The sequence below is a fragment of the Serratia sp. CY71090 genome (assembly GCF_052166845.1).
GTDB lineage: Bacteria > Pseudomonadota > Gammaproteobacteria > Enterobacterales > Enterobacteriaceae > Serratia > Serratia nematodiphila.
Genome location: NZ_JBJNOA010000007.1, coordinates 163,906 through 179,545 on the forward strand (window position 1 = coordinate 163,906; position 15,640 = coordinate 179,545).

General features: G+C 62.1%; 12 protein-coding genes. 9 read left to right on the plus strand and 3 right to left on the minus strand.

Annotation, left to right across the window (positions count from 1 at the left end):
* Positions 1-162: 162 nt before the first annotated feature.
* From dppA to dppF, 5 genes are all read left to right on the plus strand, one after another.
* The gene (dppA, locus tag ACJ8OK_RS14875; protein ID WP_004934126.1) at positions 163-1,770 is read left to right on the plus strand and encodes a dipeptide ABC transporter periplasmic-binding protein DppA; all 1,608 of its coding nucleotides are present in this window, start codon (positions 163-165) and stop codon (positions 1,768-1,770) included.
* 170 nt (positions 1,771-1,940) lie between these two features.
* Entirely contained in the window at positions 1,941-2,960 is a 1,020-nt protein-coding gene (dppB, locus tag ACJ8OK_RS14880) for a dipeptide ABC transporter permease DppB (RefSeq protein WP_004934128.1), read from the plus strand.
* Between the two features lie 11 nt (positions 2,961-2,971).
* Positions 2,972-3,874, plus strand: a complete 903-nt coding sequence (gene dppC / locus ACJ8OK_RS14885) for a dipeptide ABC transporter permease DppC (RefSeq protein WP_004934130.1) — start codon at positions 2,972-2,974, stop codon at positions 3,872-3,874.
* Positions 3,875-3,889: 15 nt separating this feature from the next.
* Positions 3,890-4,870: a dipeptide ABC transporter ATP-binding protein gene (gene dppD, locus ACJ8OK_RS14890; protein ID WP_082997375.1), complete on the plus strand. Its 981-nt coding sequence runs from the start codon at positions 3,890-3,892 to the stop codon at positions 4,868-4,870.
* A complete protein-coding gene (dppF, locus tag ACJ8OK_RS14895) occupies positions 4,867-5,856 on the plus strand; it encodes a dipeptide ABC transporter ATP-binding subunit DppF (RefSeq protein WP_033631460.1) in 990 nt (329 codons plus the stop codon). The genes dppD and dppF overlap by 4 nt, the downstream gene beginning before the upstream one ends.
* 295 nt (positions 5,857-6,151) lie before the next feature.
* Here the strand turns inward: dppF and bcsG are convergent, their stop codons facing one another.
* From bcsG to bcsE, 3 genes are read right to left on the minus strand one after another with little or no spacing between them, the layout of a single operon-like run.
* Positions 6,152-7,807, minus strand: a complete 1,656-nt coding sequence (bcsG, locus tag ACJ8OK_RS14900) for a cellulose biosynthesis protein BcsG (RefSeq protein WP_135637701.1) — start codon at positions 7,805-7,807, stop codon at positions 6,152-6,154.
* The gene (gene bcsF, locus ACJ8OK_RS14905; protein WP_004934139.1) at positions 7,804-8,007 is read right to left on the minus strand and encodes a cellulose biosynthesis protein BcsF; all 204 of its coding nucleotides are present in this window, start codon (positions 8,005-8,007) and stop codon (positions 7,804-7,806) included. Before bcsF ends, bcsG begins: the two co-directional genes overlap by 4 nt.
* A complete protein-coding gene (gene bcsE / locus ACJ8OK_RS14910; protein WP_033631462.1) occupies positions 7,994-9,562 on the minus strand; it encodes a cellulose biosynthesis protein BcsE in 1,569 nt (522 codons plus the stop codon). The genes bcsF and bcsE overlap by 14 nt, the downstream gene beginning before the upstream one ends.
* A 189-nt stretch (positions 9,563-9,751) precedes the next feature.
* Between bcsE and bcsR the strand changes: the two genes are divergently transcribed.
* From bcsR to bcsB, 4 genes are all read left to right on the plus strand, one after another.
* Positions 9,752-9,943 carry a cellulose biosynthesis protein BcsR gene (bcsR, locus tag ACJ8OK_RS14915; RefSeq protein WP_004934148.1) on the plus strand — a complete coding sequence of 64 codons (192 nt, stop codon included), beginning with the start codon at positions 9,752-9,754 and terminating at the stop codon, positions 9,941-9,943.
* 3 nt (positions 9,944-9,946) lie between these two features.
* Positions 9,947-10,687 carry a cellulose biosynthesis protein BcsQ gene (gene bcsQ / locus ACJ8OK_RS14920; protein WP_099982138.1) on the plus strand — a complete coding sequence of 247 codons (741 nt, stop codon included), beginning with the start codon at positions 9,947-9,949 and terminating at the stop codon, positions 10,685-10,687.
* On the plus strand, positions 10,684-13,287 hold the full coding sequence (gene bcsA, locus ACJ8OK_RS14925; RefSeq protein ID WP_004934153.1) for a UDP-forming cellulose synthase catalytic subunit: 2,604 nt from the start codon (positions 10,684-10,686) through the stop codon (positions 13,285-13,287). Before bcsQ ends, bcsA begins: the two co-directional genes overlap by 4 nt.
* A 62-nt stretch (positions 13,288-13,349) precedes the next feature.
* The gene (gene bcsB, locus ACJ8OK_RS14930) at positions 13,350-15,638 is read left to right on the plus strand and encodes a cellulose biosynthesis cyclic di-GMP-binding regulatory protein BcsB (protein WP_442530661.1); all 2,289 of its coding nucleotides are present in this window, start codon (positions 13,350-13,352) and stop codon (positions 15,636-15,638) included.
* The last annotated feature ends 2 nt before the right edge of the window (positions 15,639-15,640 follow it).

Sequence of the window (15,640 nt, forward strand, 5' to 3'; positions counted from 1 at the left end):
GTGAATTCCACGCGCTCAGACGTCCCCGCCGCGATGCGTTCCATCCGGCATTCTCTCCTCGTACGCCTTCTGCCTTCGGGCGCCGATCGCACAGGCCACGCAATAAAAAATACAGGTCTGGCGGCAATTACACACATCACATCACACAATGGAGCACTAACGATGACACGTTCCTTGGGTAAATCGGGGATTCTGAAATTCGGTATTGGGCTGATCGCGCTGACCGTGGCGGCCAGCGTACAGGCCAAGACGTTGGTTTACTGTTCTGAAGGTTCCCCGGAAGGGTTCAACCCGCAGCTGTTTACCTCCGGCACCACCTATGACGCCAGCTCGGTACCAATCTACAACCGGCTGGTCGAATTCAAGACCGGCACCACCGAGCTGCAGCCGGGGCTGGCTGAGAAGTGGGACGTCAGCGAAGACGGCAAAACCTACACCTTCCACCTGCGCAAAGGCGTGAAGTGGCAGAGCAGCAAAGACTTCAAACCGACGCGCGATTTCAACGCCGACGACGTGGTGTTCTCCTTTGAACGCCAGTTGGATGCGAACAACGCTTATCACAAAGTGTCCGGCGGCAGTTACGAATACTTTGAAGGCATGGACATGCCGAAGCTGATCGCCAAGATCGAAAAAGTGGACGACAACACCGTGCGCTTCGTGCTGAACCGCCCGGAGGCGCCGTTCCTGGCTGACCTGGGCATGGACTTCGCATCCATTCTGTCCGCCGAATACGCTGACGTGATGATGAAAGCCGGCACGCCGGAGAAAGTCGATCTGAACCCGATCGGCACCGGCCCATTCCAGCTGCTGCAATACCAGAAAGACTCCAAGATCCTGTACAAGGCGTTCGACGGTTTCTGGGGCACCAAGCCGAAGATCGATCGCCTGGTGTTTTCCATCACGCCTGACGCCTCCGTGCGCTACGCCAAACTGCAGAAAAACGAATGCCAGGTGATGCCGTATCCGAACCCGGCCGATATCGCCCGCATGAAGCAGGACAAGTCCATCAACCTGATGGAACAGCCGGGCCTGAACGTGGGCTATCTGTCGTTCAACGTCGAGAAAAAGCCGCTGGATAACCTGAAGGTGCGTCAGGCGTTGACCATGGCGGTCAACAAGCAGGCGATCATCGACGCGGTCTATCAGGGCGCGGGCCAGGCGGCCAAGAACCTGATCCCGCCGACCATGTGGGGCTATAACGACGCGGTGCAGGATTACGCTTACGATCCGGCCAAGGCGAAAGAGCTGCTGAAAGAAGCGGGCATGGCCGACGGTTTCAGCATCGATCTGTGGGCGATGCCGGTACAGCGTCCTTACAACCCGAACGCGCGCCGCATGGCGGAAATGATCCAGGCCGACTGGGCCAAGATCGGCGTGAAAGCCAAAATCGTGACCTATGAGTGGGGTGAATACCTCAAGCGCGCCAAAGCGGGCGAGCACCAGACGGTGATGATGGGCTGGACCGGCGACAACGGGGATCCGGACAACTTCTTCGCCACGCTGTTCAGCTGCGCGGCGGCGAAAGACGGCTCCAACTACTCCCGCTGGTGCTACAAGCCGTTTGAAGATCTGATTCAACCGGCGCGCGCCGAATCCAACCACGACAAGCGTATCGAACTGTACAAACAGGCGCAGGTGGTGATGCACGATCAGGCTCCGGCGCTGATTGTCGCACACTCCACCGTGTATGAGCCTGTGCGTAAGGAAGTGAAAGGCTACGTCGTGGATCCGCTCGGTAAGCATCACTTCGAGAATGTCTCTGTAGACTGATTTCGACCGCTTTACCGGAGACGCACGAATGGACTTGCAGGGGCGCAACAGGTTTGCGCCTCTGCTGACCAGTCTCCGGCGTATGGCCGTCGAATCGTTCAAAGGCATGTGAGCGTTAATAAGCCTGGCGGACGATGAGCTGCCGGGCATTGATACAGAGAGTTCGGGATATGTTGCAGTTCATACTCCGACGTTTGGGGTTAGTTATCCCAACGTTTATCGGCATTACGTTGCTGACTTTTGCATTCGTCCATATGATCCCCGGCGACCCGGTGACCATCATGGCCGGGGAACGCGGTATCTCCGCCGAGCGCCACGCGCAGCTGATGGCGGAAATGGGGCTGGACAAGCCGCTCTATCAACAATATTTCTCCTACGTGTCCAACGTGCTGCACGGCGATCTGGGCACCTCACTCAAAAGCCGCATCTCCGTCTGGAGCGAGTTCGTTCCGCGCTTCCAGGCCACGCTGGAGCTGGGTTTCTGCGCGATGCTGTTCGCGGTGCTGGTGGGCATCCCGGTCGGGGTGCTGGCGGCGGTCAAACGCGGTTCGGTCTTCGATCACACCGCGGTGGGCATCTCGCTGACCGGCTATTCGATGCCGATTTTCTGGTGGGGCATGATGCTGATCATGCTGGTGTCGGTGCAGCTTAACCTGACGCCGGTGTCGGGGCGCATCAGCGACACGGTATTCCTCGACGACAGCCAGCCGCTGACCGGCTTCATGCTGATAGACACCCTGATCTGGGGCGAGCCTGGCGACTTCGTCGACGCGGTGATGCACATGATCCTGCCGGCCATCGTACTGGGCACCATCCCGCTGGCGGTGATCGTGCGCATGACCCGTTCCTCGATGCTGGAAGTGTTGGGCGAAGACTATATCCGCACCGCGCGCGCCAAGGGCGTGAGCCGCATGCGAGTTATCGTCGTCCACGCGCTGCGCAACGCGCTGCTGCCGGTGGTGACGGTGATCGGGCTGCAGGTCGGCACCATGCTGGCCGGCGCTATTCTGACGGAAACCATCTTCTCCTGGCCGGGGCTGGGCCGCTGGCTGATCGACGCGCTGCAGCGCCGCGATTACCCGGTGGTGCAGGGCGGGGTATTGCTGGTCGCCTGTATGATCATTCTGGTTAACCTGCTGGTAGACGTGCTCTACGGCGTGGTCAACCCGCGTATTCGCCACAAGAAATAAGGGGCGCTCTCATGTCTCAAATCACTGAGTCTGCAGTTAAAGGTGCGCCGAAGCCGATGACCCCGTTTCAGGAGTTTTGGCACTATTTCAAGCGCAATAAAGGGGCCGTGGTCGGCCTGGTGTATATCGTTCTGATGCTGGTGATCGCGCTCGGCGCCGGCGTGCTGGCGCCGCATGCGCCGGCGGACCAGTTCCGCGACGCGCTGCTCAAGCCGCCGGTGTGGCAAGAAGGCGGCAGCTGGCAATATATCCTCGGCACCGACGACGTGGGCCGCGACGTGCTGTCGCGCCTGATGTACGGTGCACGGCTGTCGCTGTTGGTCGGCTGTCTGGTGGTGGTGCTGTCGCTGATCATGGGCGTGATATTCGGCCTGCTGGCCGGTTACTTCGGCGGCGTGGTGGACGCGATTATCATGCGCATCGTCGACATCATGCTGGCTCTGCCGAGCCTGTTGCTGGCGCTGGTGCTGGTGGCGGTATTCGGGCCGTCGATCGTCAACGCCTCGCTGGCGCTGACCTTCGTCGCCCTGCCGCACTATGTGCGTCTGACGCGCGCGGCGGTGCTGGTGGAGGTCAACCGCGACTACGTCACCGCTTCGCGGGTGGCGGGCGCCGGCGCGCTGCGCCAGATGTTCGTCAATATTCTGCCTAACTGCCTGGCGCCTTTGATCGTGCAGGCTTCTCTCGGTTTCTCGAACGCCATTCTGGACATGGCCGCTCTCGGCTTTCTGGGCATGGGCGCGCAACCGCCGACGCCGGAGTGGGGCACCATGCTCTCCGACGTGCTGCAGTTCGCGCAAAGCGCCTGGTGGGTGGTGACCTTCCCCGGCCTGGCGATCCTGCTGACGGTGCTGGCATTTAACCTGATGGGGGACGGTTTGCGTGACGCTCTCGACCCCAAACTCAAGCAGTAACAGAGGACGAGAGAGATGGCGTTATTGAAAGTAGACAAGCTTTCGGTGCACTTCGGTGACGAAGGCACCCCATTCCGCGCGGTAGATCGCATCAGTTACAGCGTGGAGCAAGGTCAGGTGGTCGGCATCGTCGGTGAATCCGGCTCCGGAAAATCCGTCAGCTCGCTGGCGATCATGGGCCTGATCGATTTCCCCGGCAAGGTGATGGCCGACAAGCTGGAGTTCAACGGCCAGGATCTGCGCAAGATCTCCGAAAAAGAGCGCCGCCAGCTGGTGGGCTCCGAAGTGGCGATGATCTTCCAGGATCCGATGACCAGCCTGAACCCGTGCTATACCGTCGGTTACCAGATCATGGAGGCGCTGAAGGTGCATCAGGGCGGTAACCGCCGCACCCGCCGCCAGCGCGCTATCGACCTGCTGACGCAGGTGGGCATTCCCGATCCGGCCTCGCGGCTGGACGTATACCCGCACCAGCTTTCCGGCGGCATGAGCCAGCGCGTGATGATCGCCATGGCCATCGCCTGTCGGCCGAAGCTGCTGATCGCCGACGAGCCGACGACCGCCCTCGATGTGACTATCCAGGCGCAGATCATCGAACTGTTGCTGGACCTGCAGCAGCGCGAAAACATGGCGCTGCTGCTGATCACTCACGATCTGGCGCTGGTGGCGGAAGCGGCGCATCACATCATCGTGATGTACGCCGGCCAGGTGGTGGAATCCGGCAAGGCGGCGGAGATTTTCCGCGCGCCGCGCCACCCGTACACCCAGGCGCTGCTGCGCGCGCTGCCGGAGTTCGCCGCCGACAAGGCGCGGCTGGCTTCGCTGCCGGGCGTGGTGCCGGGCAAATACGATCGCCCGACCGGTTGCCTGCTCAACCCGCGTTGTCCGTACGCCAACGAACGCTGCCGTAACGAGGAGCCGGAACTGCGCAGCATTCCCGGCCGTCAGGTTAAATGTCACACACCGCTGGATGATGCGGGGAGGCCGACCGTATGAGCCAGAATCAACCTTTACTGCAGGCGATTGACCTGAAGAAGCATTACCCGGTGAAAAAGGGCCTGTTCGCGCCGGAGCGGCTGGTCAAGGCGCTCGACGGCGTGTCGTTCATCCTGGAGCGCGGTAAAACGCTGGCGGTGGTCGGTGAGTCGGGCTGCGGCAAATCAACGCTCGGCCGCCTGCTGACGATGATTGAAGTGCCGACCGGCGGCGAGCTGTATTACCAGGGGCAGGATCTGCTGAAGCCGGACGTCTCGGCCGAGAAACTGCGGCGCCAGAAGATCCAAATCGTGTTCCAGAATCCTTACGGATCGCTCAACCCGCGCAAGAAGGTCGGGCAGATCCTTGAGGAGCCGCTGTTGATCAACACGTCGCTCAGCGCCGCCGAACGGCGGGAAAAAGCGCTGGAGATGATGGCGAAGGTCGGCCTGAAGACCGAGCATTACGACCGCTACCCGCACATGTTCTCCGGCGGTCAGCGCCAGCGTATCGCTATCGCCCGCGGGCTGATGTTGAATCCGGACGTGGTGATTGCCGATGAACCGGTGTCGGCATTGGACGTGTCGGTGCGCGCGCAGGTGCTGAATCTGATGATGGATCTGCAGCAGGAGCTGGGGCTGTCCTATGTGTTCATCTCGCACGATCTGTCGGTGGTGGAACATATCGCCGACGAGGTGATGGTGATGTACCTCGGCCGCTGCGTGGAAAAGGGCAGCAAAGAGGCGATCTTCAACAACCCGCGCCATCCGTACACCCAGGCGCTGCTGTCGGCGACGCCACGGTTGAACCCGGATATGCGCCGCGAGCGCATCAAGCTGACCGGCGAACTGCCCAGCCCGATGAATCCGCCGCCGGGCTGTGCGTTCAATGCCCGCTGCCGCCGCGCTTTCGGCACCTGCGTGCAGCTGCAGCCGCAGCTCAAACAGTACGGTGAGCAGATGGTGGCCTGCTTTGCGGTCGATCAGGACGAACATCCGGGGGCGTAAAGCGTCGAACGCCATCGCTTAAATTCACGCCGGCATCACGCCGGCGTTTTTTATTACTCAATAAAAGGGTTAATAAGTAGAAAACTACCACAGTCCGCCCTTTTAATTATCTCCCTAATTAAATTCTGATAAGAGTTATTTTTCTAAGAATCTTCGTACGAGAATAATGACCGAATTATAGAATTCAACGGGTTGTTGTTAACAACATTATATCGGCCTATCGGCTTCACCATTTTTATTATAAAAGCCCAAAAAAAACGCGCCGGCGGCGCGCTTTAGGTTGATGAGGCCGCGCTTATTGCGGATAAGGCACCCAGTCGCCGCCGTTCAGGCGAATGTAAGGTTTCCCCTGATATTGCATCACGATGGCGTTGTCGTTTTCGGAGATGACCGGGGTCTGCGGCAGCCCCTGGGTCAGCGCCTGCCAGTCGACGCTGGATTCGCTGAAGACCTTGCCGTCCACCAGGCGCGACACCAGTTCAGACAGCGCCAGATAGCTGCTCGGCGTTTTGATCTGCAGCGGGCTGCCCTGATGCGGCGCCTTCATGCCCACCAGTTTGATGCCGACCGGCGTATGGGTGATGTTCGGGCTGGGAATATCGCGCAGGCCGGACATCTGCATCTTGTCGCCCACCAACGCCGCGCCGTGTTCCGGCACGATCACCACCACCACTTTGCGGCCGGATTTCTCCAGCTGATCGAGGAAGGTGTTCAACTGATCGAACAGCTTCTGCGCGCGCGGCTGGTAGTCGGCGCTTTTGTTGGAGCCGACGAAGCGGTTGCCGTCGTGCAGCGGGATGACGTTGAAGAAGGTGGCGGTGCGGCCGTCACCGCCTTTTTGCTGCTGATCCAGCCAGCGGGTCAGCAATTCCAGATCGTTATAAATCGGCTCACCGTCGAACGACGTCAGCTCGTTGCCGACGCCGGCCTGCGACATCAGCGGCGCCTGCATGCCGCCCTGTTCACGCAGTTCTTTCAGGAAGTTGCCGAACACCCCGGAGTGATCGAGCATCAGCTGTTCCTTGAAGCCGAGCTTCGCCAGGTTGTCGAACAGGTAACACTGCTGGTTCACCGGCTGATACAGATCGTGATGCGAAAGCTGGCCGCAGCTGGCGCGCAGCAGGCGGATGGCCGCCGGGCCGCTGTAGGCGGTGGCCGAGTTGAAGCTGTCGAACATGATGTCCAACTTCGACCACAGCGGATGATTCTGCAGGTTGACCGCCTCCATATCGGCCCAGGCCAGCGAACAGATGTTGATCACCAGCAGATCGAACGGTTGGGCGTCGGCGGGCAAAGTGGCCGGGAACGCGGTGGCGCGGCCTTTTTCCCGCTCGTAGAACTGGTTCAGGTAGGCCGTCAGGTTGGCGCTGGTCGGCGGCAGGCTGTCTGCCGGCGCAGCGTCCCCCGCCGCCGGCGCTGATGTGGCCGGGGTATTGGCGCCGCCGGCGGCAGCCGTGGAAGTGGCGGGCAGCAGTGAAACCGCCGGCCCGGCGATGTTGACGATATTGAGCCACGCCAGCGCCGCCACGGTGAACACCGTGACGCGCACCCACTGTGCGACGAACAGGTAGGCGATAAACAGCACGAAGGCCGCGCCGATCATCTGCCAGTTGATAAAGCGGTTGATCAGCTCCAACAGATACTGGGCGCTGAAGCCGGCCAGCTGCGAGCCCTGGCTGAGGATGCTGTTGATGCCCGGCAGCCAGGTGTCGTGGTAGAACAGCGCGATGCCGATCGGGATAGCGAGGTAATGGCGCCAGCGATGCAGGCGTTGCGAAGGGATCGGCATCAGCAGAAACGCCATGAACACCAGGTTCGGCAGCGCGTGGAAATTCAGGTAGCCGAACCACAGCAGGGCGAATTTGGCCAGAAAGTAGAGGTTCCAGCCGCCCAGCCCGCGCCAGTAGCGCCACAGAGCGTTATCGGATTGCGTCTTCGAGTTTGGATTCATGGCTGCTTCTTACGTTTAATCTGAGATGAGGAGCCTGTGCGCACCCATAAACCGGCGGATTTCAAATAGCGCGGCGATAACAACAGGTTTTGCCAGTATTGACGCAAATGCGGAAAACGCCGGTGAAAGGCGTAGCCCAGCGGAATGAAGATCAGCGCGCACAGCAGGATCAGTTGCACGATGTCGTTAAGGTTCAGCATGCGGTTCCTCCTGCGGGCCAAGCGGCAGCGTTAAGGCGACCGGCTGCCGCCGTTCCGCGGGCACCTCGGCCGCCGCCACGCGGGGGCGCGGCGCGGCACCGGCGGTGCCGGTGGCCGAAATCTGCCAGCGCCCCTGGGCCATGCGTTTGATTTCCGAAATGATATCGACGTCCTGGTGCCACACCACCCGGTTGCTGAAGGCTTCATCCACCGGCAGGCGGAAGATGAACTTCAGCGCGGTATCCAGATCGTTGATGCGGCAGGTGGAAAGGAACAGCACCAGCCGCCCCTGCACCACGGTCATCACGTCGCCGAACCGCCGCAGGTGGCACAGGGTCATCGCCTGTTCGGCGCGCAGACCGGTGGCCGGGCGCAACGCCACCATCACGCCTTTGCCGTCCTCAGGCAGCAGCGTGTTGCTCATCAGTGAAAGCACCGCTTGGCTGAACGCTTCCGGCCGCATGTAGCCTTTGAGCTGCAGCGGACGCAGCCCGGCCAGCAGCGCATCGATGTCGGCGGGCACATGCCGTGAGAAGCGCTGCCCCTGGATGCCCTCGAGCATGGTCAGAAAACGCGACAGCGGCGCGACGTGCGGCACGATCAGGTTGGCGCCGCAGGCCAGCAGCAGCCGTTCGTCGCTGTAGCGCAGGCTGGCGCTCATCTCGCGCACCGCGATTTTCAGGCCGTTGCCGCGGCTGCGGCGCAGGGTGTGGATCTGGTGCGCCAGATGATCGATTTGGTCGCTTTGATACAACGCGAAAATCAACGTCGCCGAGAGTCTCAGCATGCCGTGCTGCGCCAGTTCGTCGTTGCTCTCCAGCAGTTGCCAGTTGGCGGACAGCGGCGGCGCGCCTTCCAGGATGCTGCGCTCGGCCAGATACAGGCTTTCGTCGCTGCGTAAGGCGGTGGGGGAGGGTTGGCTATTTTCATCCTCGCCCTGCCAGCCGCCTTCCGCCGCATACAAGGTCAGCAGCTGGTTGGCGTTGATGCCGTTTTCGGTGCTCCACCAGTTCACCAGGTATTGCGCGCTGTCCTGCTGCCATTGCAGGCTGGACAGGCCGTTCAGGATGCGGTGCTGTGCGCTGAGCTGCCCTTTGAGCTTATTGATGCCGCCGCCGTGGCTGAGGATCAATAGCGTACAGCCCTGCCGCCGCAGCCAGGCGGCGAGGGTGCGCGTCCACTCGCGCAGCTCTTCGGTGGTGAAGGTTTGCCACAGGCTGGCGTGGGCCAGCAGGATAAGTAAGCGATTTTGCGGCCGCAGGGCGCGCATCAGATCGTCGTTCAACTGTGTCAGCGCGGCTTTTTTCTCCGGTAATTGATACAGCGGCAGCTTCTGCAACGCGGGCGCAGCCAGCTCGGCCAGCAGGCGCTCGGGTTTGTCTCCGCTGCAGATCAGGGCGGCTTTGTGGGTGGCCGGTTGAGCGGCGATGACCTGGCGACACAGCAGCGCGGCGTCGCTTTGCCTGTCGATATTGATCCAATAAAGACCGGGGGCCTGCATCACCGACAGCTCTTCCCAAATCTGCCGAATGCCTAGAGAAAAAGAGTGCGCCATAGGATGTGTTCTACTTTCGTTGAAAGCCGACTAAAGGCGTTTATATTTAAAGATAGCCATTTTTACGCTGGCAATAACAAATCTCCGACGCTCTGCAATAATATTTGTTGAGAATCATCTTATTGCCTCTCTCTTTTTGTATCGTTGCTATAGTTAATTAACATAGCCTATTTTCGCCAAGGCGGAAGAATGAATAATGCACCCACCCATTTTCGTGCAGCGGCGCCTGGGGAGAGCCAGGATGACCTGCAGGCGCTCAGCCAGGCTTTTTCATTGCCGAAATTACGCTATGTCGATATTTCGCGGCAGGAGCGGTTAACGCAAATGATGACGCGCTGGCCACTGTTGGCCGAACTGGCGCAGACCACGGGGAGCCACTGATCTATGCCGGTGCTCGCGCTGCAAGGGTTGCGGGGTGGAATGGGGACGACCTCGGTCACGGCGGCGCTCGCCTGGGCGTTGCAGCAGCTGGGCGAGTCGGTGCTGGCGATCGACTTCACGCCGGATAATCTGCTGCGCTTGCATTTCAACACCCCGTTCGAGCTGGCGCGCGGCTGGGCCCGCGCGGAGCGGGATGGCGGCCTTTGGCAGGAAGGCGCGCTGCGTTATTGTGAAAACCTCGACTTTCTGCCTTTTGGCCGCCTGAATGGGGCGGAACGGCTAGAAGTGCAGCGCCAGTGTCGGCAACAGCCGGAACGCTGGCGCGACAACCTGCGCCAACTGATCGCCGGCGATCCGCAGCGCTGGATCCTGCTGGATGTCCCGGTCGGGGACGGCGTGCTGGCGCAGCAGGCGCTGCAGCTCGCCGACAGCGTGTTCGTGCTGTTGAACCCCGATGCCAACTGTCAGGTGCGGCTCCATCAACAGACGCTGCCGAATGACTGCCATTTCCTGGTCAATCACTACTCCTCCGCCAGCCAGCTGCAGCAGGATCTGCATCAGCTGTGGCTGCAAACCCTGAGCGGCCTGCTGCCGGTGGTGATCCACCGCGACGAAGCGTTGGCGGAAGCGCTGGCGGTCAAACAGCCGTTGGGCGAGTATCGCCCCGAGAGCCTGGCGGCGGAAGAAGTGCTGACGCTGGCCAACTGGTGCCTGATCAACCTCAAACGGGGCGTTGCGCCATGAGCCGGGTGCTGAGCCTGCTGCTGGTACCGCCGGTGCGTCAGGCGGTGCAGGCGCGCTACCGCGGCTATCGCCGCAACGGCGCGTCGGCGCTGACCGCCTTTTTCGCCACGCTGCTGGTGGCGCTGGGGTGGATGCTGCTGCGCTTCGAGTCACCGGCCTGGCAGCGCGTGCGCGTCGGCCGCGCTTACTGGTTCCCGCATCTGTCCGCCGAACGCCCGCGCCCGGCGGATGCGCTGCGCTATCTGCTGCAGGGCCTGTGGCTGCTGCTGTTTCGCAGCGGTCGCGCGCCGGTGCCGCGCGACTATTTCGCCGGGTGGCGGCGGCTGCAGCAGCGCTACGCCGATTGGCTGCAGAGCCTGCCGCAACGGCTGAAAAACGCCGGCGTGGAACAGCGTTCGGTAGAGCGCCTCGGCCGCATGAACCGCGGCATGCGACGCGCGCTGTTTATTCTGGTCGGCGTGCTGGCGGCGATCCTCGCCATACTGTGCATTTCGCAGCCGTTCGATCTGTCGGCGCAGTTCGTGTTCGTCGTGCTGCTGTGGGGGATCGCGATGGTGGTGCGCCGGGTGCCGGGGCGTTTGCCTGCGCTGATGCTGATCGTGCTGTCGCTGACCGTGTCCTGTCGTTACCTGTGGTGGCGTTATACCGCCACGCTGAACTGGGACGATCCGCTCAGCCTGGTGTGCGGCCTGTTGCTGCTGGTGGCGGAAACCTACGCCTGGGTGGTGCTGGTGCTGGGCTATTTCCAGACCATCTGGCCGCTTAACCGCCAGCCGGTGCCGTTGCCCGAAGACAGCGCCACCTGGCCGACCATCGATCTGATGGTGCCGACCTACAACGAAGACCTCGGGGTGGTGAAGCCCACCCTCTATGCGGCGTTGGGCATCGACTGGCCGAAAGAGAAAGTGAACATCTATATCCTCGACGACGGCAATCGCCCCGAATTCCGGGCGTTCGCCGCCGAAGTGGGGGTGAAATACATCGCCAGGCCGACCCACGAACACGCCAAGGCCGGCAACATCAACAATGCGCTGAAGCAGGCCACCGGCGAGTTTGTGGCGATTTTCGACTGCGACCACGTGCCGACGCGCTCCTTCCTGCAGCTGACCATGGGCTGGTTCTTCAAAGACAAAAAGCTGGCGATGCTGCAGACCCCGCACCACTTCTTCTCGCCGGATCCGTTCGAGCGCAACCTCGGCCGCTTCCGCCAGACGCCCAACGAAGGCACTTTGTTCTACGGGCTGGTGCAGGACGGCAACGACATGTGGGACGCCACTTTCTTCTGCGGCTCTTGCGCCATCCTGCGCCGCAGTGCGCTGGACGAGATCGGCGGCATCGCGGTGGAAACCGTCACCGAGGACGCCCATACCTCGCTGCGATTGCACCGGCGCGGGCACACTTCGGCCTATATCCGCATTCCGCAGGCCGCCGGGCTGGCGACCGAGAGCCTGTCGGCGCATATCGGCCAGCGCATTCGCTGGGCGCGCGGCATGGTGCAGATCTTCCGGCTCGATAACCCGCTGCTGGGCAAAGGGCTGAAACTGGCGCAGCGTCTGTGCTACGCCAACGCCATGCTGCACTTCCTGTCGGGTATTCCGCGGCTGATCTTCCTCACCGCGCCGTTGGCGTTTTTACTGCTGCATGCCTACATCATCTTCGCGCCGGCGCTGGCGATCGCGCTTTATGTGCTGCCGCACATGATCCACGCCAGCCTGACCAACTCGCGCATCCAGGGAAAATACCGCCATTCGTTCTGGAGCGAAATCTATGAAACGGTGCTGGCCTGGTATATCGCGCGGCCGACAACGGTGGCGCTGTTCAATCCGCACAAGGGCAAATTCAACGTGACCGCCAAGGGCGGGCTGGTGGAGGAGGAGCACGTCGACTGGGTGATCACCCGGCCTTACATGTTCCTGGTGGTGCTTAACCTGGCTGGGCTGGCGTTCGGCGCCTGGCGGCTGGCCTATGGCCCGACGGACGAGGTGATGACGGTGATCATCAGCCTGGTGTGGGTGCTGTACAACATGACCATTCTCGGCGGCGCGGTGGCGGTGGCGGTGGAGGCCAAGCAGGTGCGCCAGGCGCACCGCGTGGAGATCGCCATGCCGGCGGCGATCGCGCGTGCCGATGGCCACCTTTATCCCTGCACGCTGCGCGATTACTCCGACGGCGGCGTGGGCATTGAGATGCGAGTGGAAAACGCGTTGAAAGATGGCGACAAGGCCTCGCTGTTGCTCAAGCGCGGCCAGCAGGAGTACAGCTTCCCCTGTGTGGTGACGCGCGCCTTCGGCAACAAGGTGGGGGTGCGTCTGGTCAGTCTCTCCACCCGTGAACACATCGATTTCATTCAGTGCACCTTCGCCCGCGCCGATACCTGGGCGCTGTGGCAGGACGGGTTCCCTGAAGACCGGCCGATCGAAAGCCTGCGCGACGTGCTGGCGTTGGGCTTCCGCGGCTATGTGCGCATGGCGGACTACGCGCCGCCGCTGGTGCGCGGCCTGCTGGTCGGGGTCACTTCGCTGACCGCCTGGGTAGTGTCGTTTATTCCGCGCGGCGTCGGCAGGGATCCGACCTTGGGTCAACAAGAAACAGTGGGTTAGCTGCGAGTTCAACCGCCCGCTCACTCGCCCGGTGAACAGGCTCCAACATTGATGATGATACGATGACGCGAAAAATAACCTGGTTAACTGCTCTGGCCTTAGGCATCAGCACCCTGTCGCAGGCCGAAACCGCTACCGCGCCGACCGTGGCGGCCCAGCCGCCGATCGCCGCGGCGGCCGATACGGCGACCGCGCCGCAGGATCCGAATGCGCCGGTGCGCGACGTGTCGCTGCCGTTCGCGCAGATAGCGCCGCCGCCGGGCACCTTTGTTCTGCGCGGCACCCGGCCGGACGGGCAGATCGAATTCGGCGTGCGCAGCGATGAGGTGGTCTCGCAGGCGATGCTCGACCTGGAATTTACGCCGTCGCCGGCGCTGATCCCGGTCGAGTCGCACGTCAAAATCTATCTGAACGACGAATTGATGGGCGTGACCACGATCGCCAAGGAGCAGTTGGGCAAGCCCAATCGCATCCAGATGGCGATCGATCCGCGCTATATCACCGATTTTAACCGCGTCCGGCTGGTGTTTGTCGGCCATTATCAGAACATCTGCGAAAACCCGGCCAGCACTTCGCTGTGGCTCGACGTCAGCAAGTCCAGCGCGCTGAAGCTGCGTTTCCAGACGCTGCCGGTGAAAAACGAGCTGTCGCACTTCCCTGAGCCGTTCTTCGACAGCCGCGACAATCGGCCGCTGACGCTGCCGATGGTATTCGCCGGCCAGCCTGATCTCGCCCAGCAGCGCGCGGCGGGTATTCTGGCCTCCTGGTTCGGCAGCAAGGCGCAGTGGCGTGGGCAATCCTTCCCGACGCTGTATAACGCGCTGCCGGCGCAGCACGCGGTGGTGTTCGCCACCAACTCGCAGCGCCCGGATTTCCTGCGCGATTATCCGGCGGTCAACGGCCCGACGGTGGAGATGATCAGCCACCCCGACAATCCGTACGTCAAACTGCTGTTGATTCAGGGGCGTGACGACAACGATTTGATCACCGCGGTGAAGGGCATCGCGCAGGGTAACATCCTGTTCCGCGGCCAGAACGTGACGGTGGACAAGGTGGAACAGCTCGCGGCGCGCCAGCCTTACGACGCGCCGAACTGGGTGCGCACCGATCGGCCGATGACCTTCGCCGAGCTGCAGCAATATGCCGAACAGCTGCAAACCAGCGGCATCGAACCCGGCCCGATTTCGCTGACCATGAATCTGCCGCCGGATCTGTTCCTGATCCGCAGCACCGGCATCGACATGCACCTGAAATACCGTTATACCGCGCCGCGTATTCAGGACGGTTCGCGGCTGAGCGTCAGCCTGAACAACCAGTTCGTGCAGGCTTACTCGCTGGTGCCGGAACACGAGCAGGGCGCGCAGCTGCTGCGCCTGCCGCTGACGCAGGGGCTGCTCGACTCCGACAGGAACGTCAGTATCCCGGCGTTGCGGCTGGGCGCCACCAACCAGCTGCGCTTTGACTTTGACTACACCACGCTGCTGGCCAGCGGCGCGGAAGGGCGCTGCGAAACCTACTCCTTCACGCAAAACCACGCGGTGATCGACGGCGCGTCCACCATCGATTTCTCCGGCTATCGCCACTTTATGGCGATGCCGGATTTGCGCGCCTTCGCCAACGCCGGCTTCCCGTTCAGCCGCCTGGCGGATCTGTCGCAAACGCTGGTGTTGGTGAACCAGAAACCGCAGCCGGCGCAGGTCAGCGCGCTGCTGAACGCGCTAGGCGTGATCGGCGCGCAAACCGGCTACCCGGCGCTGGCTTTTACGCTGAGCGACGACTGGTCGCAGGCCAAGGATCGTGACGACGATATCCTGATGATCGGCACCATTCCGCCGGCGCTGAGCGACGACAAGAAAATCAGCCTGCTGGTGGACGCCACTCAAAGCTGGGTGAAGCAGCCGACGCGCCAACCGCCGTTGCCGAGCGCGGAATTGCTGGCCGAGGACGCCAAGCCGGACAGCAAGACCACCGTCAGCTCCGAGGGCGCAATGTCGGCGATCATCGGCGTGCAATCGCCGTTCAACGATCAGCGCAGCATCGTGGCGCTGCTGGCGGACAGCCCGCGCGGCTATGAGTTGCTGAACAATGCCCTGCTGGACAGCGGCAAACGTGCCGCGGTGTTCGGCTCGGTGGCGGTGATCCGCGAATCGGGGGTCAACAGCTTGCGCGTCGGCGATGTTTATTATGTCGGCCACCTGCCGTGGTGGGAGCGGCTGTGGTATGCCCTCTCCACCCACCCTGTTCTGCTGGCGGTGCTCGCGGTGGTGCTGGTGGTGATCCTGGGGCTGATGCTGTGGCGTGGCCTGAAGGCCTTCAGCCGGCGGCGTCTGGCGCCTGAAGATCGGGATTGACG